Source organism: Flintibacter muris, assembly GCF_943192995.1.
Lineage (GTDB): Bacteria > Bacillota > Clostridia > Oscillospirales > Oscillospiraceae > Lawsonibacter > Lawsonibacter muris.
Genome location: NZ_CALPCP010000004.1, coordinates 138,817 through 161,118 on the forward strand (window position 1 = coordinate 138,817; position 22,302 = coordinate 161,118).

At 57.3% G+C, this 22,302-nt stretch carries 23 protein-coding genes; 5 read left to right on the forward strand and 18 right to left on the reverse strand.

All coding sequences use genetic code 11. The features are described 5' to 3' along the window. Nucleotide 1: 1 nt before the first annotated feature. The 3 genes from NFS22_RS05990 to NFS22_RS06000 all read right to left on the reverse strand — a co-directional run bounded on the left by NFS22_RS05990 (nt 2) and on the right by NFS22_RS06000 (nt 4,463). Entirely contained in the window at nt 2-3,082 is a 3,081-nt protein-coding gene (locus NFS22_RS05990; RefSeq protein WP_251316809.1) for a helicase-related protein, read from the reverse strand. Between the two features lie 246 nt (nt 3,083-3,328). Then, nucleotides 3,329-3,877 (reverse strand): SLOG family protein, encoded by a 549-nt coding sequence (locus tag NFS22_RS05995; protein WP_251316810.1) that lies wholly within the window; start codon nt 3,875-3,877, stop codon nt 3,329-3,331. After that, the gene (locus tag NFS22_RS06000) at nt 3,867-4,463 is read right to left on the reverse strand and encodes a hypothetical protein (protein WP_251316811.1); all 597 of its coding nucleotides are present in this window, start codon (nt 4,461-4,463) and stop codon (nt 3,867-3,869) included. Before NFS22_RS06000 ends, NFS22_RS05995 begins: the two co-directional genes overlap by 11 nt. Before the next feature lie 141 nt (nt 4,464-4,604). On the opposite strand from NFS22_RS06000, the gene NFS22_RS06005 reads away from it, so the two are divergent. Further along, entirely contained in the window at nt 4,605-4,910 is a 306-nt protein-coding gene (locus tag NFS22_RS06005) for a helix-turn-helix domain-containing protein (RefSeq protein ID WP_251316812.1), read from the forward strand. Nucleotides 4,911-4,948: 38 nt separating this feature from the next. Here NFS22_RS06005 and NFS22_RS06010 read toward each other — a convergent pair whose 3' ends face one another. The 3 genes from NFS22_RS06010 to NFS22_RS06020 are packed head-to-tail and all read right to left on the reverse strand — an operon-like array spanning nt 4,949 to nt 7,798. Further along, on the reverse strand, nt 4,949-6,244 hold the full coding sequence (locus tag NFS22_RS06010) for a hypothetical protein (RefSeq protein WP_251316813.1): 1,296 nt from the start codon (nt 6,242-6,244) through the stop codon (nt 4,949-4,951). Nucleotides 6,245-6,269: 25 nt separating this feature from the next. Then, the gene (locus NFS22_RS06015; protein ID WP_251316814.1) at nt 6,270-6,803 is read right to left on the reverse strand and encodes a hypothetical protein; all 534 of its coding nucleotides are present in this window, start codon (nt 6,801-6,803) and stop codon (nt 6,270-6,272) included. Between the two features lie 2 nt (nt 6,804-6,805). After that, nucleotides 6,806-7,798 carry a replication initiator protein A gene (locus tag NFS22_RS06020; protein ID WP_251316815.1) on the reverse strand — a complete coding sequence of 331 codons (993 nt, stop codon included), beginning with the start codon at nt 7,796-7,798 and terminating at the stop codon, nt 6,806-6,808. 112 nt (nt 7,799-7,910) lie between these two features. On the opposite strand from NFS22_RS06020, the gene NFS22_RS06025 reads away from it, so the two are divergent. Then, the gene (locus NFS22_RS06025; protein ID WP_160572318.1) at nt 7,911-8,105 is read left to right on the forward strand and encodes a hypothetical protein; all 195 of its coding nucleotides are present in this window, start codon (nt 7,911-7,913) and stop codon (nt 8,103-8,105) included. Between the two features lie 49 nt (nt 8,106-8,154). Here NFS22_RS06025 and NFS22_RS06030 read toward each other — a convergent pair whose 3' ends face one another. From NFS22_RS06030 to NFS22_RS06045, 4 genes are all read right to left on the reverse strand, one after another. Continuing rightward, complete coding sequence (locus NFS22_RS06030; protein ID WP_251316816.1) at nt 8,155-10,233, reverse strand: VirD4-like conjugal transfer protein, CD1115 family; 2,079 nt, start codon at nt 10,231-10,233, stop codon at nt 8,155-8,157. Further along, nucleotides 10,163-11,296 (reverse strand): hypothetical protein, encoded by a 1,134-nt coding sequence (locus NFS22_RS06035; protein ID WP_251316817.1) that lies wholly within the window; start codon nt 11,294-11,296, stop codon nt 10,163-10,165. The genes NFS22_RS06030 and NFS22_RS06035 overlap by 71 nt, the downstream gene beginning before the upstream one ends. Before the next feature lie 273 nt (nt 11,297-11,569). Next, complete coding sequence (locus NFS22_RS06040) at nt 11,570-12,250, reverse strand: hypothetical protein (RefSeq protein ID WP_251316818.1); 681 nt, start codon at nt 12,248-12,250, stop codon at nt 11,570-11,572. Further along, nucleotides 12,247-14,193, reverse strand: a complete 1,947-nt coding sequence (locus NFS22_RS06045) for a VirB4 family type IV secretion system protein (RefSeq protein ID WP_251316819.1) — start codon at nt 14,191-14,193, stop codon at nt 12,247-12,249. The genes NFS22_RS06040 and NFS22_RS06045 overlap by 4 nt, the downstream gene beginning before the upstream one ends. A 115-nt stretch (nt 14,194-14,308) precedes the next feature. On the opposite strand from NFS22_RS06045, the gene NFS22_RS06050 reads away from it, so the two are divergent. Continuing rightward, a complete protein-coding gene (locus NFS22_RS06050; RefSeq protein ID WP_251316820.1) occupies nt 14,309-14,830 on the forward strand; it encodes a VanZ family protein in 522 nt (173 codons plus the stop codon). Between the two features lie 63 nt (nt 14,831-14,893). Here NFS22_RS06050 and NFS22_RS06055 read toward each other — a convergent pair whose 3' ends face one another. From NFS22_RS06055 to NFS22_RS06085, 7 genes are read right to left on the reverse strand one after another with little or no spacing between them, the layout of a single operon-like run. Further along, on the reverse strand, nt 14,894-15,571 hold the full coding sequence (locus NFS22_RS06055) for a hypothetical protein (RefSeq protein WP_251316821.1): 678 nt from the start codon (nt 15,569-15,571) through the stop codon (nt 14,894-14,896). Then, nucleotides 15,559-15,861 (reverse strand): PrgI family mobile element protein, encoded by a 303-nt coding sequence (locus NFS22_RS06060; RefSeq protein ID WP_251316822.1) that lies wholly within the window; start codon nt 15,859-15,861, stop codon nt 15,559-15,561. The genes NFS22_RS06055 and NFS22_RS06060 overlap by 13 nt, the downstream gene beginning before the upstream one ends. Further along, a complete protein-coding gene (locus tag NFS22_RS06065) occupies nt 15,854-16,123 on the reverse strand; it encodes a helix-turn-helix domain-containing protein (RefSeq protein ID WP_251316823.1) in 270 nt (89 codons plus the stop codon). The genes NFS22_RS06060 and NFS22_RS06065 overlap by 8 nt, the downstream gene beginning before the upstream one ends. Nucleotides 16,124-16,138: 15 nt before the next feature. Continuing rightward, nucleotides 16,139-17,266 carry a C39 family peptidase gene (locus tag NFS22_RS06070; protein ID WP_251316824.1) on the reverse strand — a complete coding sequence of 376 codons (1,128 nt, stop codon included), beginning with the start codon at nt 17,264-17,266 and terminating at the stop codon, nt 16,139-16,141. Then, entirely contained in the window at nt 17,259-19,736 is a 2,478-nt protein-coding gene (locus tag NFS22_RS06075) for a hypothetical protein (protein WP_251316825.1), read from the reverse strand. The genes NFS22_RS06070 and NFS22_RS06075 overlap by 8 nt, the downstream gene beginning before the upstream one ends. After that, nucleotides 19,699-20,298, reverse strand: a complete 600-nt coding sequence (locus tag NFS22_RS06080) for an MT-A70 family methyltransferase (RefSeq protein WP_251316826.1) — start codon at nt 20,296-20,298, stop codon at nt 19,699-19,701. The genes NFS22_RS06075 and NFS22_RS06080 overlap by 38 nt, the downstream gene beginning before the upstream one ends. After that, nucleotides 20,298-20,669 (reverse strand): hypothetical protein, encoded by a 372-nt coding sequence (locus tag NFS22_RS06085; RefSeq protein ID WP_251316827.1) that lies wholly within the window; start codon nt 20,667-20,669, stop codon nt 20,298-20,300. Before NFS22_RS06085 ends, NFS22_RS06080 begins: the two co-directional genes overlap by 1 nt. Nucleotides 20,670-20,729: 60 nt before the next feature. Between NFS22_RS06085 and NFS22_RS06090 the strand changes: the two genes are divergently transcribed. Together NFS22_RS06090 and NFS22_RS06095 are read left to right on the forward strand one after the other, a co-directional pair. Next, nucleotides 20,730-20,882, forward strand: coding sequence for a hypothetical protein (locus NFS22_RS06090; protein WP_251316828.1), 153 nt, complete (start codon nt 20,730-20,732; stop codon nt 20,880-20,882). Nucleotides 20,883-20,904: 22 nt separating this feature from the next. Further along, nucleotides 20,905-21,639: a class I SAM-dependent methyltransferase gene (locus tag NFS22_RS06095; protein WP_251316829.1), complete on the forward strand. Its 735-nt coding sequence runs from the start codon at nt 20,905-20,907 to the stop codon at nt 21,637-21,639. 3 nt (nt 21,640-21,642) lie between these two features. Here NFS22_RS06095 and NFS22_RS06100 read toward each other — a convergent pair whose 3' ends face one another. Further along, on the reverse strand, nt 21,643-22,251 hold the full coding sequence (locus NFS22_RS06100) for an HD-GYP domain-containing protein (RefSeq protein ID WP_251316830.1): 609 nt from the start codon (nt 22,249-22,251) through the stop codon (nt 21,643-21,645). Nucleotides 22,252-22,302: the final 51 nt, after the last annotated feature.

Genomic DNA, 22,302 nt, shown 5'->3' on the forward strand with positions numbered 1-22,302 from the left:
TCTACGCAACAAAATCGAAGAAAGACAGCTGGTTTTCGTCCACCGGCTTCTTCTTCGATTTCTTTTTTCTGCGTTCTTCCAATGTCCGTTGCAGCAGCCCATCGTAGAGGGCCTGCTTGTTCTCCGTGTCGATGGTCCGCATTCGAGGCGGCTCCACCATTGCAACAGGAGCGGGGGTATCGTCCACAGCGGCCACAATGGGCACTGCTGCGGACCGGACCCGTTCACGGTGGGGGTTGATGACCGCCATTTTCTTAAAGGTGGCGGCAATGTCCTCCACATTGTCCTTGATCCCCAGGGCCAGCTCCTTCGCCATCTGAGAGGTCAGGTCCTTCACATCGCTCATAGCGGCAAGGCCCTCCTCTGAAAGATTCCCCTCGATGATCCCGGCTACAGCCAGCTTGGAGGCCATCAGCTTCATAGCCTTGGCCTGCATGGTGTCAACGTAGTAGAGCATATAGACCTCCACCCGGGGCGCTGTCTGGTTGATCCGCCAGCTCCGGCGGGCCGCCTGGCGCAAGGTGAACAGGTTGTAGCCCATGCTGTAAAAAATCAGGGTGGTAAAGGCATTCAAATCAAGCCCTGTCTCCACACATCGGGGGTTTGTGATCAGCACCTGGCAGCCAGAGCGAACGCGCTTCTCTACCCAAGCCTCCCGTTTCTCTGGGGAGATAGCCGGAGATAGAATCTCGGTGCGGAACCCCTCCCCGGTGAGCAGCTTCACCAGTTTCTGCTGGGAATCCGTTCGGGTCCAGCTGGTGTAGATCATGACCCGCTCACCGGCGGCGATCTTCTCTCTGACAATCTCCAGCACCTTTTCTTCTTTTGGCAGGATGTCGTCAAAACCGGCCTCGTTGCTGGGGTAGGCAATAATATGGCCGTCGATGGGGTGGACGATATCTGGCTGGTCATAGGGCTGGTCCGGGTAGACGGTGAGCAGATTCAGATAGGCGGACAGCAGCTTTTGAGCCGCTTTCCGGTCCGACTTCAACACTGTGCGGATTTCCTGTTCCATATCCTTGTAAGCGCCATACACACTCCATGGCATATCAATGGGAATGGGAATCTCCTCATAGTCCGGGAGGTCCTTGCCCATATCGTTCAGCGAGAGAAAAGCGGTGTATTCCAGCAGGAACCGGGAAAACACCAGGGGGGACACCCCGGGGAGCTGGCGGGTCTTGGTTTTGCGCTTGCTGGCCCGGCGGTTGGCGTTGTAGGCGGCGTCGGTGGTTTCGTAGGTGTTCTCCACCACCCCGTACTCCGCGTCAAAGGTCTGGGGACTGCGGTAGCTCTTGCCGTCCTTGCGCATCAGACCGGGCACCAGCCGGTACAGCAGATGGAAAATGCCCGAGCTGTAGCCGTTGATGAGGGTGGCCGTCATGCCCACAAACCGCTTACTGACGCTGAAAATCTCCGCCATTGCGTCCCCCTGGCCGCTGTTGTTGTTGTACTCATGGAGCTCATCGGCCAGGAAAGCGTCAATTCGTCCCTTCATCTTCTTTTTGATGTAGGTGCTCAGGGGAAAACGGCGGCAGGCTCCCTTGACCGGGAAACTGCCCTGGGGATTTTCAGCAATCTCCCGCAGACGCTCCAGAATCACGTCATTTTCTGTGAGAGACTGGTAGCTGGCGGCGAAAGACTTGTAGACCCAGCCAAAATGCGATATTTTGGTCCAAAGGATATTTCTGCTTGGATTGACCGGGGCCCACAGCATAGAGCCGCACTCCCGGCAGACACGGTTTTTCTTATGTTCCCGCAGGAAAAATTGCAGGTCTGCGTTGACCAGGTAACGGGAGCCGTCGTCGCTGTACTCCATCTGAAGGGGCTTGCCGCAGTCGGGGCAGAGAAACGCCCTCTGACGTTGGTTCCAGACAACAGCGGGGTAACGCATATAGCCGTCCCGTGCCTTCTCCTTGCTGAATACCGCGTAGACGCTTTTGTCTCCGGCCTGGTACATTCCATACAGCCGCTCCAGCTCTGTGATACTCTTGACCACCATGGCATAGGTGTTGGGCAAGGTCTCCCCAATCTCCCGCACCCACTTCTTGGTGATATGGGAGGGGCACATGACCAGCCCAAAGGATTTTTGGGCCCCGCCCCGGCTTTGAGCTGCCCACATACCATGCAGAGCGCCCAGGGCCGTGGAGCCGATTTTCGTCTTTCCACTTCCACATTCGGCAATGATGAGCGCGACACCTTTCCGATCCAACTGGCGCTTGACCGCCTCGGCCACGGCCAGCTGTGCGTCGTAGAGGGAGTATCCCGCTTTCTGCTGGATGTAGTCGTTGACAGCCAGCACCTCCTCGGACAGCGGCTCGGAGGCCGGGTCGAACAGAGGTGTGAACTGGTCCCGGATGCGGTCGGCCACAGTGACGCCGAAGGTGTTGAGGTAGCCGGTGATGTTCTTCACATCTGCAAAGCCGTCCGGCTGGCCTGGGTCAGCACCGGGAATGGTAATCGCTCCGCACTCCAGGCCCCGTTCCAGAATCTCCACCACATTTTCGTCGTTGGGCCGCAGGTCCAGCACCCAGGCGTCCAGCTTCTCCTTCAGGGAGAAAACCTCCAGCGGCCGAAGTTCACCCCGGTCGATGAGGGCGTCCAGAACACAGTCCCGGAACTCTGGAATCAGGGGTGCGGCGGTCTTGCGGTCCAGCTCCTCAAAGAGTTGGTCTCTGTCCCCGGCGGGGACGAAGATGTAGCACCTTCGGGGCTGGATGGTCTGCTGCTCGCCGGCCTCCTCCGGTTCCTCCTCGCTGTCCGGCTGGTCAGCTGCCTGCGGGTCGTCGTCCACCATGAGGGTGCCCACAGCGTACAGGCCGTCGTGGGACATCTGCCGCCGGTACTGCTTGGGGACGCTCTTCAGCTGGCGGGTCTTGCCGTTGAACGGGATTTCAATGGTGGCCCCGCCGTAGATGGCGTCCGACATGGCCTTTACCATCTCCGGGTAACCGCCGAAGCGGACGGCGCTGATCACGCTGTCCTCCCCGTTCCGGTCCAGGATGATGGTGTCTGCGTACACGGTCAGACGCACAGATTTGCCAGGGTCAAAATAGGTCAATGCGATCAGTCTGCTCTGTGTCATTCATCTAAAAACTCCTTCCCTTTTGAACAAAAAAAGACCGTGTTCGCCTCTGAAACAGGCAATACACGGTCGTTCTTGTTCGTTATTTGATTTCAAGGTCGATTGAAGTCCGGTGCGGCTGGGCGCACTACGCCCCTGGCCACATTCCATTCCTCCCTAACTTACTCCGCCCTAACTTACTCCGCCCTGAAATACACCTACATTTTACCATTGTGGAACGGAGCTGTATAGTTGAGGTTTTTTCAACTAATCCTGATTTTCATAGGAGACCGCCGCAGAATCGGGGTGAATCAGGATTATGGGCAGCTTCCTTCTCCTTGCATAATTCACAGTCTGCATGGTGCCAGAGCGGAGATTTCGGTCGTTATCATACACAGCCAGCAGGCAGTCCGCATGGTCTACCATGTACTGGTTTCTCAATCTGTAATTGGTCATGGGGGGATTTTCCTCACTTCCGGCGATGATAACCTCTGTACTGTGCTGGCGCAGGACAGACAGCCGGTGACGGCTGACCTTATCCCAGTTATCGTCATGTCCCACGAAGGGCAGGACCAGAACCAGCTCCAGTTCGCTGTACTCCGGCTGTTCCTTCAACTCTATCAGCAGCTCCCCGGACCAGAGGTCTACCCCCAGGGCGCCCCCGATATAAAAACGGCGGGCGCCTTTATCATAAAGCTGAACAAGCTGCTCCTTCAACCGGTGCTTGAGCCGCTTGCAGCCGTTGTTGTTTTCATTGTATTTCCACTTGAACCGGGTGGGCCGGTGGCCGGTAATGGCGCAGGCTTTATGCTCCATATTGCTCCTCCAACTGCTCAGAGTTCCAGAGCGGCTTAAAATCCAGATTTGCCAGCGCGTCCCGGAAGGCCATCAGCGTTTCCTCCCACAGTGAGGACTTCTGCGACAGTTCAGCCAGATAGTCCTCCCAGGAGTACGCTTTTCCCCTGGCAAGCTGTCGCTTATATTGAACAACTTCCGTAGTCAGTAAAATGCTCTCCACAAGTGCGCGCCCCTCATCGACGGTGAAAAGCTGGGCGGAATATATATTGCCGCCGCGCCTATCATCCATATCGCTGTCAAGGAACAGTTCAACTTCTTTAACATCGAAGTTAAAGTGTCCTTTTTTCCGAAAGTTTTTCAGTGTCTCCCGCACTACCATAGCCGCCGTATTTCTGATCTGCTTTATTTGTCGTATGTCCCAAACAAATTCCTGCCACGACATATCGCAGAATTGACCATCTTCATGTAATAGCTCATACAAATCCCGCTGAACCCGATAGGTGAGGTAGTACACATAGGCGTCCAGTTCATCCTTATTTTCCAGAGTCATATAAAAGTGAGTGCTGATTATCATATCGCCCTCTGAGGACAGAATATCGTTCAAAGCCTTATCCCTCCTTATGCTGATTGTCTTTTGTTCCTTACTTACGAGTTATGGCGTTAAATATTATACGGCTTAACACACTAAAAATCAAGTTTTTTGCGAAGTATAATATACGATATAACGAAGCAAGGGGGATGGCGTATGAAGGACATTCTACAAGAGATTACCAGACTTCGCTTGGAACGTGGTTGGTCAGAGTATGATTTGGCTAAAAATTCTGGGATGTCACAATCCACTATTTCCACTTGGTATCGAAAGAAGCAAACTCCAACCATCCAAAGTTTGGACAAAGTATGCGCCGGTCTTGGAATATCGCTGTCACAATTTTTTGCAGAGGGCACAGACGCAATCGTGCTTACCAATGAGCAAAAAGAATTGCTGGATAATTGGTCTGCATTGAACAAAACACAGCGGAAAATTGTGATTCAATTACTCGAAAATATGTGAAAAAGCGGCCCCAGGCTATAAGCCCGGGGCCATTCTCATTACCACTTGCTCATAATTTTGCCGTACATCTGCCGCTTTTCCTCCGCAAACCGCTGGACCAGGACAATCACGGTGTCGCCCACCATAAAGTCGGAGTCCTCGTGCTGGTAGGAGTAGTTGCACATACAGACAGTGCCGTCGGGCAGATTGCAGAACACGCCGCCGCCGTACTTCCCGGCGATGGTGGCGTACCGGCGGCTGCCGACGGGGTGGCGCTGCTCCGCGCCGTCAAAGGGGTTGGACTGGGTGGCCTTCACCGAAATCTGGAGGTCATCCTTCTCCGGGTCGAAGCCGGTGACAACACAGTCCAGCTCCTCGCCGGGGTGGTACTCATCCCGCAGGTCGGGGATGGCGGTGTACCGCAGCTCCCGCTGGGTCAGGTTGATGTCGTGGCCGTAGCACTCCACCAGACACCGCCGGGGCCCCACCGACAACACCCGGCACTTGACCTGAGCGCCGGTCTGGCTCAGGCTGGACCGGTGGGCGAAGAAATACCGCTGGGACCGGGCAGCCAGACGCCGGGAGGCTACCGCCACACCATTTTCTCTGTCCACCTTGATGATAATGAAGTCGATGGTAGCCCCAACCATGTTCTGGAGCACGAAGTCGGGCCGGGCCTGTTCCTGCTCCCACATCTCGGTGTCGGGGATGACCACCCGCACCCGGTAGGGCACCACGATGGCGCAGTACATGGTCTTTTTCTCCATCGCTCCGGTCTCCTTGTTCCGGACGCTGATGTGGAGGGGGTCTACGCCGATGATGGTCCCGGTGAGGGCGCTGCGGCCCCGGTAGGAGGCGTAGATGGAGTTCCACTCCTGGCGCTCCTCCGCTGTCAGGCCACGATCCAGGGCGTTGAAGTCCAGACCGTAGAAGTTTTGCCGGTCGCTTTTGGGGAGAGGGGGCGTAGGCTCAGGGTCGGGCGGCTGCTCTGCCGCAGGCGGCGGGGACGGCGGGGTGCTGGGCTCCATCCAGAAGGGCTTCATGGCGGAGGGTTCCTCCGGGACATCCACAGGTTCCTCCAGAGGCGGCGGCTCAACTTGGACGGTCGCTTCCCCGTCCTGTCCGGTGTCCTGGCCCTCCGCAGGGAACTCGACCGGGGGTGTGTCCATGTCCTCGGGCGGCGGCTCAGGCAGCGGGGCCTCCTCATCAACGGTGGGCGGGGACACATCCTCCGGGGGGATATCAGCGGGCGGCTGTTCCAAGCCCTCCACAGCATCTTCCGTGACCTGGGATTCCAGTTCGGTGTCGTTGACCTGTTCGGGTTCCTCTACGGGATTGACTTTCTTTCTAGGCATAATGCTACCTCCAAAAATGTATTTTTTACGGCCCGTTGGAGCCATAAAAGCGATGTGAGCCGTCCGTCTGCCGGGCGGCAAAGAAGTGTTTGGGCGGCAAGGCCAGCCCATCCGGGGGCGTGCCGCTATCGCTGATCCAGACGATCCGCTCCGACCGCTCCCGCTGGAGCAGCTGGGTGTCGGAGACATGGGACAGCATGGCCACGGAAAACAGCTTCAGCTTGTCCCCGCCCAGGGTGAAGCAGAGCAGCCGGGGGCTGTCCACCTTCACGGTGAACTCCTGGGGGGCGCCCTCGCTCAGCTCCAGCATAACGTCGATGGCCTCCAGGCGGGCGGTGTCGGGCTGGCCCCGGGCCAAGTAGACAAAGCCGCCGTCCACATGGAAATCACCCAAACCGGAACGCAGCTGCCGCAGCATTGTGGTCATGTGCTCCTCCCTGACCGCAAAGCCAGGACGCTGGAATTTGCCCCGCACCAGGGCGTGGAGCTGATCTTCCCGGACACAGCCCAGCTTCCGCAGGGCGTCCAGGATGTATTTCTGCTGGTTGGACAAAAGCATTGCTACCACCTCCCCGAGGGCACATTCATCCGGTTGAGCTCCGGGTCCACTATCAGGTCGCTCTCACTCTCGGCGATGCAGTTGAAGATGGTGGCCATGGTGTAGGCGGTGGAGTTCCTGACCTCCCGGTCCAGGTTGGCCCGCAGCTTCCGCTCCGCGTCCCGCAGGATCATCCCATCCAGCAGCTTCAGCCGGGCCCGCACCCGCTTCTGGGGCAGGGTGGCCCCGCCCACTCGGAAGTGGTCCAGATAGAACAGCCGCTCGATAGCGTTCTCGAACACCCGGGCCACCTCCGGGGAGAAACAGGAAAGCTCACAGGCGTCCAAAATGCCCATGAGCTCCTCCTCATCGTCCGCCGGTCCGTCCGCGCCCCCGGCGCTGGCTGACTGACTGACATCAGTATAGCTGGATTCAGTATGACTGGATTTAATATAACTTGGCCGCATTTTTTGAGGTTCTGCAACCGCCGGTTCTGCGGTTCTTGAAGCTCCATTTTGGAGATTCTTGCCGCTCAGATCCTGCGGTTCTTGTTCGGGCATGGGAAAGCCGGCGCCGTCAAGACCGTCAGAATCCGCGGTTCTTGAATCGCTGTCCGGCTCCGGAACGAAGGGGGCGCTGGAGTAGCTGGGGTTATCCACCGGCTCCACGCTGGCCAGGTAGATTTGGTTGGCGTCGCCCCGGCCACAGCGTTTCTCCCAGACCAGCTTCAGTTCCACCAGCTTCTTAAAGGCCGCCGTCACCCGCTGTTCGCAGATGCGCAGTTCCCGAGCCAGTTCCTTCCGGGGGAAAATGACAAAGACCTCGCCGAAGTCGTTCACCCAGCCGTTCCTGCGGGAGAGCTGGAAGCGGTTGAGCAGGAAGGTATAGGTCACCTTGGCGTCCAGGCTCATGCCGGCGTACCGGGGGTCGGAGAACAGCCAGCGGGGCATCTGCATGTGGTAAATGGTCTGCACGTCTGTCTGCTTCATCAGCGAGAAGCCGGGGCGTTCTTTCATCTGTGCGGCCCTCATTCGGGGTCACCTCCAACTGTTGAATTTTTCTTGAAATTAAGGAGTAAGTGGTATATAATTCGCTTTGAAAGGGGGAGTCCATATGTCCGGAGGCCCAATGTTTAATATCTTTCCAAGTTCCGCAGAGGAAGCTGTTGCAATGCTGTATGTCCAGAGACAAGATCTGACGGGCAAAAGTCCGTCCGAAATTTATACAATGTTTCAAGAGGCGTACTATGAGGTTCGGAAAGACCGGCGGGAAAAGCAGAAATCCGGCTGGTTTAAGGATAAAAAAGATGACCTGCAAGTGTGATCGGCTCGCTTGCCTATCATAACGTCTGCAACAGCGCAGCCCGCTGGGATCACCGTCCCGGCGGGCTGTCCGCTTCTTCCTCGGGCTCATCGTCACCGACTACATCTCCCAGGTCAATCAGCCCAATCCCGCCGGCGGTTTCCTGCTTGGTATCCTCAACGCTGTACTCCAGGTCCTGAGCGGGATTGACCACCTCCTTCGCTGGCGGCGGTTTTTTTGGGACAGGCTCCATCGGTTTGGTCTGCTTACTGGCGGCCTGTTTCTTCTGCGCCTGCTGTTCCCGCCGTTTCCACTTGGGGATGTACTTGACCACCCGGCGGGATTTCAGCGAGCCATAATCCGGAAGTTCCTCCGGGGCCAGCTTATAGAGCAGGGCGGGTTTGTGGCCCTGGAACAGGGCAATGCACTGCCGCCGGTCCAAGCGGAGAATTTCATCCGGCTGCATAAGCTCCCGCTGGGTATTGCTCCGGGTCTGGGAGTAGGGCCGGGTGGAGGTGTAGACCGGGGAGAACAGGGGCATGAGGGGCATCTGGTTGTTGGTCACGGAGATGGTCACCTTGCCGCACTTCTTGGAGATGTAGTCCGCTGTGGTCCAGTCGTTGGCCCCCATGTAGAGGGTCTGGTCGAAGGTGGCCAGCTGGTTCTCCCACTCCTTGCCGGGGTACTTTTCCTGCCACTGGCTCAGGCTCTGCACCACGATCTGGCAGCTCATGTTGAAGCCTCGAATGCTGTTCAGGGCATCGGCAATGCCGTCCATATAGCCAATGTTGCAGTATTCGTCCAGGCAGAAGTTAACCAGCACCGGCAGACGGCCGCCCTTGCCCTTCAGCCGGGCGTAGTCGGACAGCCGGGGCAGGGCCAGGGAGAAAAACAGGGAGCTGAGGAAGCGGTAGGCGCTGTCCTGGGCAGAGATGATGACGAAGTAGGCGCAGGGCTTTTGTCCCGGGAGCAGCAGATCGACATCGTGGTTCCGGGTGATGGTGTCCACCAGCTTGTTCTGAAAAATAGCCAGCCGGTTGCCCAGTCCAATGGCAATGTTGCCCCAGAGATTTTCCCGGGCCTTGAGGAACAGACCGTGGTGGCCCTTGGCCGGGTGCTCCGGGGGCAGCTGGGCTAGGGTGCGGTTGATCTCCTGGATGCTCTTGTTGGCCAGCAGCTGGTACACATCCCCCAGCCCCCGCTGTTCGATGGGGAGCAGCTTGCCGTTGGCGTCCTTCAGATTGCAGACGTAGTGGATGAGGGCCATAAGCAGGTTCAGCTCCGCCCGGCTCCAGAAGTCGTCCGCCTCCTTGGGGCCGGAGGTGTTCTGGATAATGGTGTTGGCCACCGTCTGCACCAGCTGGGTCTCCTGATCCAGGGAGTACAGGCAGTTCCAGCCGTCCGAGTGGGCCATGTCCAAAAAGTTCACCGCCCGGACGCAGTAGCCGTGTTTGGTAAAGTAGGGAGCCATTTTTTCAAAAAGCTCGGCCTTGGGATCGGTCACAAATACCGATTCCCCCCGTTGGGCACAGCCCAACAGGAAGGGGATGATAAAGCCCCTGGATTTTCCGCTGCCTGGCGCTCCGATGCACAGCAGATTGTTGTTGTCCCCGGGCACCATCCGGTGGGCCACATAGGCGGCATATTTGTCCGGGTCGTCCGGTCGCTTTTTCCACTTTCCCAACATCATGCCCCTGACCTCTGCGACGCTGCCCAGCTCCAAAAACTCCTCCAGCTCCTTTTTCGTCAGGAAGCCGGAGGAGCCGTGGGTGGCGTCCGGTAGGATATCGAAGCCCCGGGGATCGCGGATAAACTTGTAGCCGGAGAAAAAGATGTACCCCTTTTTCGTGATAAGGCAGATCAGCAGAAGGATGACAATGGTGAAGCCCAGCCCGAAGGGCGTGAACAGCACAAACCAGTTGCGCAGGGGATTAAACACCCAGATACTGCCCACCTCTTCACCCTCGGTGTGGAAGGTGGCGGCGGTACCCAGGCGGATGGAGTTGAGGAACATCCCATAGAAGTACCAGCCCAGCAGTCCAAGGGGGATGTAGACAGGAAATTTGGCTTTATGCCGCTCAAACCAGGGGCCTAGCCTTTCGGCCAGCTTGTCCTCCAGCTTTTCCAGATATGCGGATGGGCGGAGCATCGACAACGTCTCCTTTCTCGGTGAGGAATTGAGTGCGGGGCGGGGTATAGGGAACCGGTGGTCGGCCGGTGACTGCCGAAATGACCTCGTTGGTCAAGGCGAATACTCTGGCGTGACCAGTGGATTGGCAGCGGGGGATCAGCACTGTCCTGGCCTGCCCCTCCAAGGCAGCAACGGCGATCTTCTTTATCCCCCGGCCCCGGGCGGCCTGAATGGCGGCGTTCAAGCGGCGCAGATCCATGTCGGCGGCGATGACAAGAGGGCGGTCCCGATAGATGGCGTCCCAGACAGGCACATCCAAAGGCGGAGGCTGGTACTCCTCCTTCAGCGCGGCCCGGGCCAGCCGGGTACGGTAGTCAGGCTGTGCCATGATTTGAAGCTGCACTGCCCCGGTGTCGTCACAGGACAGGAGGTGGACCGGAAGCTGAAGACACTGGTATGCACCCCCGTAGGAGATCAGCTTGGAATCGGCCTGGGTGTCGGCTTCCAGCTCGGTGAGGATATCCTTGTAGCTCTCACCGGCGAAAAGAAAAGCCCGCTTGCTGCCCGGAAACTGGGCGGTCTGGTTGGAGAAAGCAGTCAGTTCATCTGTCAGGGCCACTTTACCGATACCGGGACAGACATAGTGGACGGCGCAGATTAAGTCCCCCAGGTGAGCGATGGCCGCCACCCGAGTGCTGCCCCAGGGATTGGAACCACGGCCTCGTGTAATAGCAGATAGGAACAGCGAAGGAGCGTCGCTTAATTCTTCCGGTGTTGTCGTAAAAATATTGATGGCCCCCTTATAGGCAGTAAGTGCCAGATTGGTCAATCTCAGGCGGCGGTCAACCGTGTCTTTGTGATAAGATTTGGTCAGGTCGGGGAGCGTAAAAATCTTCTGTAAAAAAGAACTTCCCTTTTTCGTGAGGGTAAATGATTCGCTCTTTTTGTGGAACTGAATCAGCCCCATATCGAACAAATTATCCCGCTCTACTGGAGTGGATAGGCTGTTCAAAGACTCTGGCTTGACAAATTGACACCAGCAAATCAGTCGCAGAATATCTATGTCACTCTGGCTGAACATCACCAAAATCCCTCCTTCCTTTACATTCCTGCGGGCACCGAAACCGCCTTTGCGCCGGTTCCGGCGCAAAGGCAATTTCGGCGCTTCCCAGGGCCCTATGTGGGGTCAAGCTGTTGCCCCCACATAGAGGACAGATGATGTAGAAAATTTTGGAGCGCCTATGAATAAAAGGCCCTTGTGCCACAAGACTTTCAAGGGCTAGACCCCCAACAGCTGGCCGTTTATATCCAAAGAACGAAAAATGTGCATTTTTTCATAGCGGCCTGTTGGGTGTCAGAGCCCCCAACTGCCGCTATAGAAGTCAGGGACAGCGTAATCTCCGGAGCGGTAGGCAAAGAAGTCAGCCACATCCACCATGTCCAGCAGGGTGATATGGCAGACATCTAGCTCGCTCTTGGTAGACAGCAGTGCCAAGGCCAGAGTGTGCTGGTCGTCATCAGGGATCAGCCTGCCCTTGATGGCGTTGCTCACCGCCTTATAGCCCTTATTATCTTGGTCGAAGATGTGCCGGCCCTTGACTGCGCAATGTTCGTCGATGACCAGCATGGCCTCCTTGAAAAAGGGCAGCTCGCTCCCACCGCTCTCATATTCGTCCAGCAGGCGGCGGATGGTGTCGCTGAGCCAATCCGATGTTTGATACCGGCAGTGGGGCAGCAGGGTGTTCAGCTGAATGTGGAGCCAGCCGTAGCCAAACCGCTCCACAAATCCGGCCGTCTCCATCCGGGGCAGGACCGGCCGGTTGCCGTATCCGCCCACTCCAGGGCTGTGGCGTTCACACAGCTTTCGTATCTCCAGAGTAGAGCGTTCAAACTGCCCGGAGGCCTGTTCCAATGTCCGCTGCAATTTCTCCGGAGCCATACCGCTGTCCGCTAGGGCCGAAAGGATACCCGCCTGCCGAGCGGCGTCCACCACCAGCTCTTGGATGCGGTTCATATCGTCTTTCATCGCGTTCATGTCTCTTCCTTTCTCCGGGCCCGCAGGTCGGTGGGCGATGTGGTGATGGCGTCGTACTCCTTTTCGGTGGCGTGGAACTGGACGGGGACATGGTTATAGCCGATACAGAGGAGGCCCTCCCCCCGGCGGAACCGGGTGATCTGGCGCACTTCATCCTCGGACAGGTTGAGCACGCCCTGGATGAGCCGGGCCTCCTGTTCCTCCATCTGCATGACCAGCTTGATCCGGCTGGAATCCAAAATCCCCTTGCCGTATTTGCCGCCGTCCAGACCGAACAGGTCCTGCATCCCCTGGGTGGAGGTGACGGCGATCCCGCCCAGGCCCCGGATGGTCTTGACCATCTCCTGAACGAAGCCAGCGGCCAGGGGGTTGGAGTTGGCCCCCACCAGGGACCACAGCTCGTCGGCGATGAGGGCGGACAGGTCGCCGCCGGCGTCCATGATGAGGTCGTTTGCCACATCGGTGGCCCAGAAGATACCGGGGAGCAGCAGGTCGTCGGGCATCCCCGAAGTATCCAGCACGATATACTTATTATCAAGGTCAATGTCGTTACGCTGGCCCATAGCCGAGGCGGAGCCGGTCACATACCGGGCCAGTACCACGGCCAGGTGCCTGGTTTCGGGATTCTGGGAGAGCACATCATACCAGTCCGGCAGAACAGGCATCTCCACAAAATTGCCAAATTCATCGGTGATGGTGGCGTTGTCGAAGGTGATCCCGTACCGCCGGTAGCACTCCACCAGGGAGGAATCCAAGTGGTTTTTATCTTCATCTCTCAGGTCACGTTTTTGGAGGGAGTACCAGATAATCAGCCGGGAAATCTTGTCGGCCAGGACAGAATCGTCCCGGGCGGCCATGTCACGAAGTCCGGCGTAACTGTCCAGGGATTTTCTCCGGATGGCCATGATGTTGGGGCAGTCCCGGGAGGAGGGCGACAGCCGCAGATACAGCCCGCCCAGCAGCTCACACAGGGGCCGGAACTCGTGGCCCTTTTTCGGCACAATGAAGATGACCCGTTTGCCCTGTTGGCGCAGCCGCCCGCCCAAACACTGGAGTGTGAAGGTCTTGCCCGCTCCGGAGGAGCCGCCGATCCAGCAGTTGCCGTTGGTGTACTTATAGTCGTCAAAGGGGTCCAGAAACACCGGGGAGCGGTTATAGAGGTTGAGGCCCAGGAAAATGCCGTTGCGGTCGCTCAACTCGTAGGAGGCAAAGGGGAAGGCCGCTGCCACACCGCTTGTCAGAGCGTTGCGCCGGGATTTGCGTTCCACGTCCGGGTCCAGAGCCAGCAGCGGGAGCATGGAGAGAAACGCCTGCTCATTCTTGTAGTCGCACCGCCGGGCGATCATGTCAATGGAGACACACAGTTTTTCCACCGCCGTCACCCGCTGCTCCAACGTCTCCGGATCGTTGGCTGTGACCTCAATGAGCGTATTCATGTAGTAGAAGTCCTCTCCTTGCCGGTTCATGGCGTCCTTCAGGTAGAGGCCGGAGCTGATGGCGCTGTCCAGCTCCTCGAAGTCCTGTCGGGTGTCACCCGCATCCCGCATCCGGGAGCGGTTGACCATAGTCGTCTGGGCGATTTTGGACAGGATTTTTTCCTTGGGCTGGCGCTTGAAGGTAAAGCTGAGGTTGACCCCCTCCCCGGCCTCCACCAGAGGAGCCAGCCAGCAGGAGCCCACGGTGGTGGAGTAGCCGTAGCCGGCCACATAGAGGTAGGCATGAAAAATGCCGTCCACTACAATGTAGTCCCGGCTTTTGGTGTCTATGGTGGTGGGAGAGAGAATGTCCAGAACGGTGGTGGACCCGGCCTCCAGCTCGGTGAGGTCGGGCTTCTCCTCGCCCATGATCAGGCGCTTGAGGGAAAACTTCTGGTCCTGTTTTTTGACCGGAGGCTTCTTCTTTTTTGCCGTCTTTGCGGGCGGCTTTGCTGCTTTCTTTTGCATTGTGTCACTCCTTCTTAATATACGGCAAGGCTTCAGGCCTTGAACCAGACAGGATAATATGATATAGTTTAGAAAATGAAACAGCGATAAATCGGGGTTTGAAAGGAGAACTACTATGAAATACTTGATAGATTTTATAGTATTGGCTCTCTTATATGTTTTTTACCTTTTCAATAAATGGAAAAGAAAAGGCAAAGATGTATTGATTTTTAACACACTTATGTATGTGTATCTTTCTTTTGTACTTTATTTCACTTTGATGCCAATCATAGTAAAACTCCCGTTTATCCTGAATCACCCCTATACTCCTATGAATATGGTTCCGTTTGTAGATGTGCTATTGGGCAGAGGAGATTTTTTCAGGCAGGTAGTATTGAATGTCATTATGACCATACCGTTTGGCTTTCTATATCCGCTGTCACGAGGACATAATCCGGGGCTTTTCAAAACAATATTTTGTTGTTGTCTACTGAGCCTTGGCATTGAATTATTGCAACCTTTAATTGACGGTTTCCGTTCATCGGACATTACGGATTTAATTACTAATATAACTGGTGGAATGATAGGATATTGTTTTTATATCATATTTAAGCCCGTTACAGACTGGATTTCACAACGGCTAAAAGAGAATAATTAGCAATCCAAAACTTCCAGTTTATCGGGCGGCTGTCAGTATCAGACAGCCGCCTATTTGCGCCTGTTACTCATAAATCCCGTGAATGGCCGTGGTCATGTCAAAGACGCCCTCGGGCAGCTTGACCCGCTGGCTGGTGCGCTTGTTGATGATCTCATACAGCAGCTTCAGAATGAAGTCGTCGGAGAACCGGGGTTCCAGCACCTCCAGCTCGCACAGGTCCAGGTAGCGCCGGGCGGTATCCGCTTCCTCGTTCAGACGCTGGATGATCGCTTCGACGCTGTGGCCCTTGGACTTCATCTGTGCCTCATACTGGAAAATGAGAAAGAAGCGGTGCCGGATGGCGTCGCTGGCCACCCCCTCACCGATCTGGGCGATGTTGTCCTCAATCATCTCCCAACAGCACTCGTTGTCCTCGGCCTCCGCATACTCCCGCATCCGGTCCACATAGGCGGCGGTGTCGGCGGGGAGAGTGCGGGCCTCCAGCTGTAAGCTGTCTGGGGCAATCTTCAAATAGGCCGCATAGCTGGAAACGATGTTTTGCCGGTCATTGGGGGATTTGAGGTAGATGTTCACCGGCAGCACCTCCAGAATTTTGATGAAGCGGTTGTCCCGGGTGATGACCACCCCATTGATGATATTTTTAATCGGCAGCCAGGCCTGGATACTGTCCCGCCAGGCCCCACCCCCGGCGGTCTTGACAGCGCCGCCGAAAATCAGTTCTTTGATGTTCAATTTGTACACTCCCCTCGGTAAAAAATCAGGCGGCGGTTTTTCCGCCAGCGCCACCAGCAGCCCAGCCATCGGGTCAGGCTGTCGTCACTGATGCCAATGAGCCCAAAGCCCCCCACGGGTACGATAACGGTCAGCGTGACCATGATCTTGGGCGTCAGGGACAGAGGCAGCAGGACGACGCACAGGTACAGGATAGGAAGGGTGAGCAGGATGGCTTCGACCATATTCCTGATCTCAAACAGGCCCATCACCCGGCCGGCATCAGTAAAGTTGGTGGGGATGTAGTAGGTCTCATTCATCCAATTCGCCCCCCTCCGGCTGGAGCAGGCGGCCCTTGCGGACCGCAAAGCTCCGTTCTAACGCGCTGAGCCGTTCACGCCGCTGGAGGATCACAGCGTCCACGGCGGCGCCCAGCTTGTCCTCCAGGCGGGGCGTGGGGGAAATCTCCCCCAGTTCTGCCCGGCTGATGTACTGGTTGGACAGCCCAGAGGCCGCCGACATCTCCGACAGCGGGATTTCGTACCGCAGGCGCAGCGCCCGCAGATTTGTTTTTCGATTCAAGCTGCCTTCCTCCCCTCATGGATGCAGGACCCAGAACGGCCCGCCGGCAGAGCCAACCTTGCGGCTGGCCTCGCCAGTGACGATTCTCAGGTCCCATTCCTTGTTGCTTCTCTTGACGCTGGCCGGGTCGGCCACCAGGAGCTTGCCGTCAGCAGTGACGCCCCGGAGAACGATAAAATGTCCGCTGTTGGTAAAGTGGCCCTTGGACATGATGGCGATAACCAGCTTACCCTCTTGCAGGGCCTCCACCAGCTTTTTCCCATCCCGGCCAATGCTGGTCACGGTCAGGCCGTAGTGCCGTCCTCCGTTGGGAATCAGGCTGTGATAGCTCCCGCTGCCCTCACAGAGCCCGCCGTTCGCCACCGACCACTGGGCCACATCATAGGGGGTGACTCTGTTGCCAGTCAGGGAGGCCACGGCGATAGCCAGAGCCGTGGGGCCGCAGCCCGCCCGGCCGATGGTACTGGTCTTGCCGTAGGGCTTATTGCCCCACCGGGCGTCCGTCTGGTTGTAGTAGACCACGGGCGTAGCCGCATTGCTGAAGGTGATATCGCCGTAGTCAGTGCCGTAGGAGCCGGGGCCATCTGTGTCGCCGACAGTCACCCGCTGATCCTCCGCCATGACGGAGTAGAGCAACGTGGCCCAGTCCTTCTCCGCCTGAGAGAAGCCCAGCCGGGTCATGTAGGCCTCCGGGGTCAGGTCCCAGACGGAGATATTCAGCACCCGGTCGGTGATAGAGGCGGAGTAGTCCAGCTTGCCGTAGAGCAAGTCCTCCAGGGCAGCGTCATCCATGACAGCCAGGTCCTGTTTGTAACGGACAGAACCGATGGCGATAAGCCAGTTTTGATTCATGCCCCCTGAGCTGTCCGTCACCTGGTAGTTGTCGTAGTCCGAGAAATTGGGAAGGATGCTGCTGACCAGACGCTCCAGCGCCGATTGATTTTTCTGGCCGATATTTTGGTAAGTGTTGGTCAGCCGTCGGGCGGAGGCGGTAAAGTCCGCCACGCCCTGATTCGTTGCGCTGTCAAAACCGAAAATTGTATTGGGCAGCGCTGTGAAAATCAGCAAGGGCAGGAGCAGCAGCGTGGCCAAAACGCCCGAAATTACCTTGGGTAAAATAGATGTGCTTTTTGCGCTATACACTTGTGGGACCTCCCTCCCGTTTGGTTTGTCGTGTGGGCTTCTGTTTCGATGGTCCGCCGCCCAGCTTCTGGCCCGGCGGTGAGCGGGAGCCTGGCGCGGTTCCTGCCATGCCGGGGCGGGGAACGGAGCCGCCTCCTTTCACCGGAGGCTTGTCCTTCTTGGAGACCCGGCGCTGTTCCTGCTGTACCGGGCTGGAACTCTGCGCCCCAGACGTGGGCGTGGCGGGTGTCGGGGGAATATTCCTGCTGTGCCGGGATTCAGTGGCGGGAGGCCTCCGGGTACTGCGTGTTCCTGCTGTGCCGGGCTGAGAGCCGGGAGCAGTTGTCCCGGACAATTTGGTAGCCGGAGGCTTCGCCGTTCCTGCCATGCCGGGGCGGGAGGCGGAGCCGCCGCCTTTCATCGGGTGCCTGTCCTTCCCGGGGCCCCGGCGCTGTTCCTGCTGTGCCGGGCTGGAGCTCTGCGCCCCTGATGTGGGCGTGACAGGTATCGGGGGCGCATTCCTGCTGTACCGGGGTTCTGTGGCAGGAGGACGCTGTGTGCTGCGGGTCCCCATTCCTGCTGCGCCGGGTTGAGAGCTGGGAGCTCCCATCCCAGGCTTTCCAGCTGCCGGAGGCATCCCGGTTCCTGCTGCACCGGACTGGGAGATTTCCATTTTCTGAGAGGTTTTGGAGAATGTACCGCCGAAACCAGCGCCTCGGGGTGTGCCGCTGGGCCTTCCCCCGAACGTGCCGCCACCGCGAGGTGTATCCGTTTTTGCACCAGCGCCGCCAAAGCCGCTGTGAGTATCGCTAGAGCTACCACCAAAACCTCCGCTGCGAGGAGTACCCTCGCCGGTAAAGCCGCCACCCCTTGGGGCGTCCTTGGAAAATCCGCCGCCACGGGGAGTACCCTTGCCGGTGAAGCCACCACCCCTCGGGGTGTCCTTGGAAAATCCGCCGCCACGGGGAGTACCATCGCCGGTGAAGCCTCCGCCCCTCGGGGTATCCTTGGAAAATCCGCCACCACGGCCTCCGGTGAAGCCGCCGCCCTGGGGACCGTGAAAGCCAGTGAATCCGCTGGAAGAAGTGGATTTTTCCTCTGTTTTGCTCTGACTGTCGGGCGGCGTGACATAGCTGGAGCCCCGGCGAGTACCGGGCTGCACCGACGTTTTCCTGCTGGACCGGTCTGGACGGAATGTACCGCCGGGGCCAGTTCTCTGACCGCCGGATGTGCGTTCCTGCTCTGCCGTCTGACGCTGACCATTGGTCTGGGTCTGGGACGTATTCTGCTGGGATGTGTGCCGGTTTTGTTCCTGCCGGGTGTTGGACTGCTGTTCCTGCCGTGTGTCGGTCTGGCTGGCCTGAGTCCGTCCGCCGCCATAGCGTGGACCAGCTGCCGCACCGCCGATCCCGCCCACAGCCGCACCAGCCGCAGCACCGCCGATCCCGCCGACAGCGCCAGCCGCAGCGCCGCCGATCCCGCCGACAGCGCCAGCCGCAGCGCCAAAACCTTTCCCGGCACCCTTGAAGGCTCTGCCAGCCGCGCCTTTTCCTATGCCGGCGCTCTTGCCAACCCCGGCCGCCGCTTTTCCGGTCAGGCCCAGAGCGCCGCCAATCCCGTTTGCCGCCCCCTTTGTCACCATGGACAGGGCGGTGCGGAATACGGTGTAGGCGATTACGCCGGGGAGACTGGACTTGTTTCCAGTGATGGCTGGATTCAGGCCGATCCGGGTGATAATTTCGTCCGCCTTTTTCGCCACCTTGACGATGCTGACGATCAGCACCATCCACAGGAACACGTCTGGAAAGCTGGGGACAGTGGACACCACCGACAGCAGCATTTTGAAAAAGACGATGTTGGTGGCCATGAGAAAGCACATACTGCCGAACATCCGGCACCAGCCGGAGAAAATCTCCGATGTGCTCTTACTGCCACCCATAGCAAAAGCCAGCGGGGCCATGACGGTGAGCATAGCCAGCACCATGTACCGCTCTGCCACCTCCAGCAGCAGGGAGAACACCATGAACATGGTGATAAGGTCGAAGATGATGACCAGCAGCCAGGAGGCGGTAAAGACACCAAAGACGCTGCCGTCCACCAGCTGGACATGGATGGCGTCCGGGACATCCAGCAGGGCAATCACTTTGCTGGTGATACCCAGAACGATTTCACAGATCTGAGGGCTGGCCAGCAGGAGGAAGCCAAACACAAAAGTCCGGGCGAAGAGCAGGTTGGGGTCCTCCCCCTCGAAGCCCAGCCCGGCGGCCATGCTCCGCAGGGCCTGGAACACCAGGTTCCCCAGCAGCAGCGCCCAGCCTACCGCCAAAATGATTTGCTGTATGTCCCCCATGACGGGGATGTGGGTCTTGATGTAGGCGAAATCCAGGCTCATTACATTGAGCAGGGATGATGAAAAGTAATTCCATATGTCCAAAATCAGGCTGTAAACCCACTCAAAGAAGCCTTGAAAAAGAAATTCCAGCAGCGTCAACACCTCCTATCTCATTTCCCCAGCAGTCCCACCCTTCTCTCTGCTGTCTTGCGAAAAGTTCAAGTCTTTCTGCGCCGTCAAACATATCCTCTAACATTTTATAAGCGCATACCGGCTTGCGGCTGTGGTATGAAGCAGGCTCCCGCATGACTGTTGTGTACTTGCCAAAGCATTCTCGCCTGGGCATCAGGATTTTGTTCGGCTTGTAAAACCATAGCAGATACTCGTGGCTGAATCGAACAGTGAAGGCGGGCGCAATCCCATTCTCTTTATCCCAGATGAAGCGGGCGTGGAGTTTATATCCGCGCTTTTCCATTTGGAGCGATGTTTCCAGCAAAAATTTATCTATTGTCCAGATAAATATGTTGTGCTTTTCGTTCGTCCGCTCAAAAAATGGGTCCTGCGTCTTAAAGCAGTCTCCCACTGCCATTGTCGGATAATCAAGCTGTCTGCCCTGATTCGGACGGCATTTTCGGATATGCCCCTTCCTTTGCGGCCAGGGTGGGTCCGTATAAATCAGGTCGTACCGTTTATCCGTTTTGGATATATCTGTAATGATCATCAGGGCGTCAGGGTAGCCAGACCGCTGAACAGTGGGGTGACGTAGGCGATAAAGGCCCCAATACCGTTTATAATCATCCAGGCGATCCAGATGCGCTTGAGCCAGTCCCAGGCCTGATCGACCTTGTGCTGGTTGTTGGACAGCTTGGCCCCCACCACAGCCACGGCGGACATCAGGCCGGCCAGGACAGTGCTGACGCCGGCGATTTTGCCGTAGACATCCACAATGATCCGGTTGGCGACCGTCCACATATCATCCAGCGCGAAGGCAGGCGTCACCATGCAGGCACACACCAGCACCACAACCATTGTCCGGACGTAGTACCTGGGGAGCCGGGGGCAAAACCGCGCCCAAAAGTTTCGTTTCTTCAAAAAAAGACCTCCTATACAAACCGGCGAGGATGTGATATACTTGCCTCTCGGTGATATAAAATGATTTTTGCTTGTGATAAGTGCCATTTCCTGTTCAGCCGCACCCGACAGCCGGAACAGTGCCCCGATTGTGGCAAGTTCGCCGTCCGTGAGGCGACTGAGGCGGAGCGGCAGGAGTATGAGGAACACCTGAAGGAGTTCCAGAACGGTTAAATATAAAATGGGACTTGATATTATGAGAGAAAATAAGTACGATGACTGCGTATTTTTTCAGAAATACAGCGAGATGAATCGTTCCCGGCAAGGACTTGCCGGAGCTGGTGAATGGTACAAGCTAGAAAAGCTGTTACCGGATTTTCAGGGTTTGTCCGTTCTGGACCTGGGCTGCGGTTATGGCTGGCACTGTAAGTATGCGGTCGAACATGGGGCCGCCTATGTGCTGGGGACGGACATCTCCCATAAAATGCTGGAAGCCGCCGCACGGAAAAATCCCGGTCCCAACATTGAATACCGGCAAGCCGCTATGGAGGATCTGCAATTTGCGGACGCCTATTTCGATGTGGTATTGAGTTCCCTGGCCTTTCATTATGTCGCTGATTTTACCTCACTGGTCCGGAATATCAGCCACTGGCTGAAGCCGGGCGGCAGATTCGTCTTTTCAGTTGAGCACCCCGTATTTACCGCCTACGGCTCTCAGGACTGGTACTATGATGAAAACGGTAATATTCTTCACTTTCCCATAGATAATTACTATCTGGAAGGAAAGCGTGACGCAATCTTTCTGGGTGAGCAGGTTACAAAATACCACCGGACGCTAACCACCTATCTTGAAACGCTTATAGCAAACGGATTTCGGCTTCAGCATGTGGTGGAGCCTCAGCCCCCAGGGCATATGATGGATATCCCGGGCATGAAAGACGAGTTGCGAAGGCCCATGATGTTGTTGGTTTCAGCGACTAGGGAAGGGTGATGGTCAGTTATAGAACGCCTGGGCGATCATGCCGATATGCCGGGCGAAGCAGGCCAGGAGCAGCGGGTCAAAGATACCGCAAGCCCCGGATACGATCATGTCACTGGCCTGGTCCTGGGGGTAGGCCGGCTTGTAGACCCGGGGGTGGATGAGCGCGTCAAAGGCATCTGCCAGCCCTACCACCTGGACCCAGGGGGTGATGCTGTCCCCGGCCAGCCTGTCCGGGTAGCCGCTGCCGTCCCACCGTTCATGGTGGTGGCGGCACACGTCGCAGATCAGAGGAAACGCCTCGCACTCCCGCAACTCCGGGATGTTCTCCAGCAGCTCGCAGCCCTGGGTGGTGTGGGACTTCATCACCTCAAATTCCTCCGGGGTCAGGTAACCCGGCTTGTTGAGAATTTCCTGCGGGATGGCCCGCTTGCCCACGTCATGGAGCAGGGCCAGGGTGGCGTAGAGCCGGATTTCCGCCATAGTCAGCGGTGGAATGACAGCGGCAGCGGAAAAGGTACGCAAAAGCTGTCCGGTCAGGTTTTCAAACTGTACGCTGTGGGGAGCGTGGTCCATGAGAAGCTGCTCCCGGCGCAGGACAGTAAACGCAGGTTCTATATTCAATTTTAGTTCACCTCTACCTTAATATAATGCGAGGGACGACCCGATGGGCCG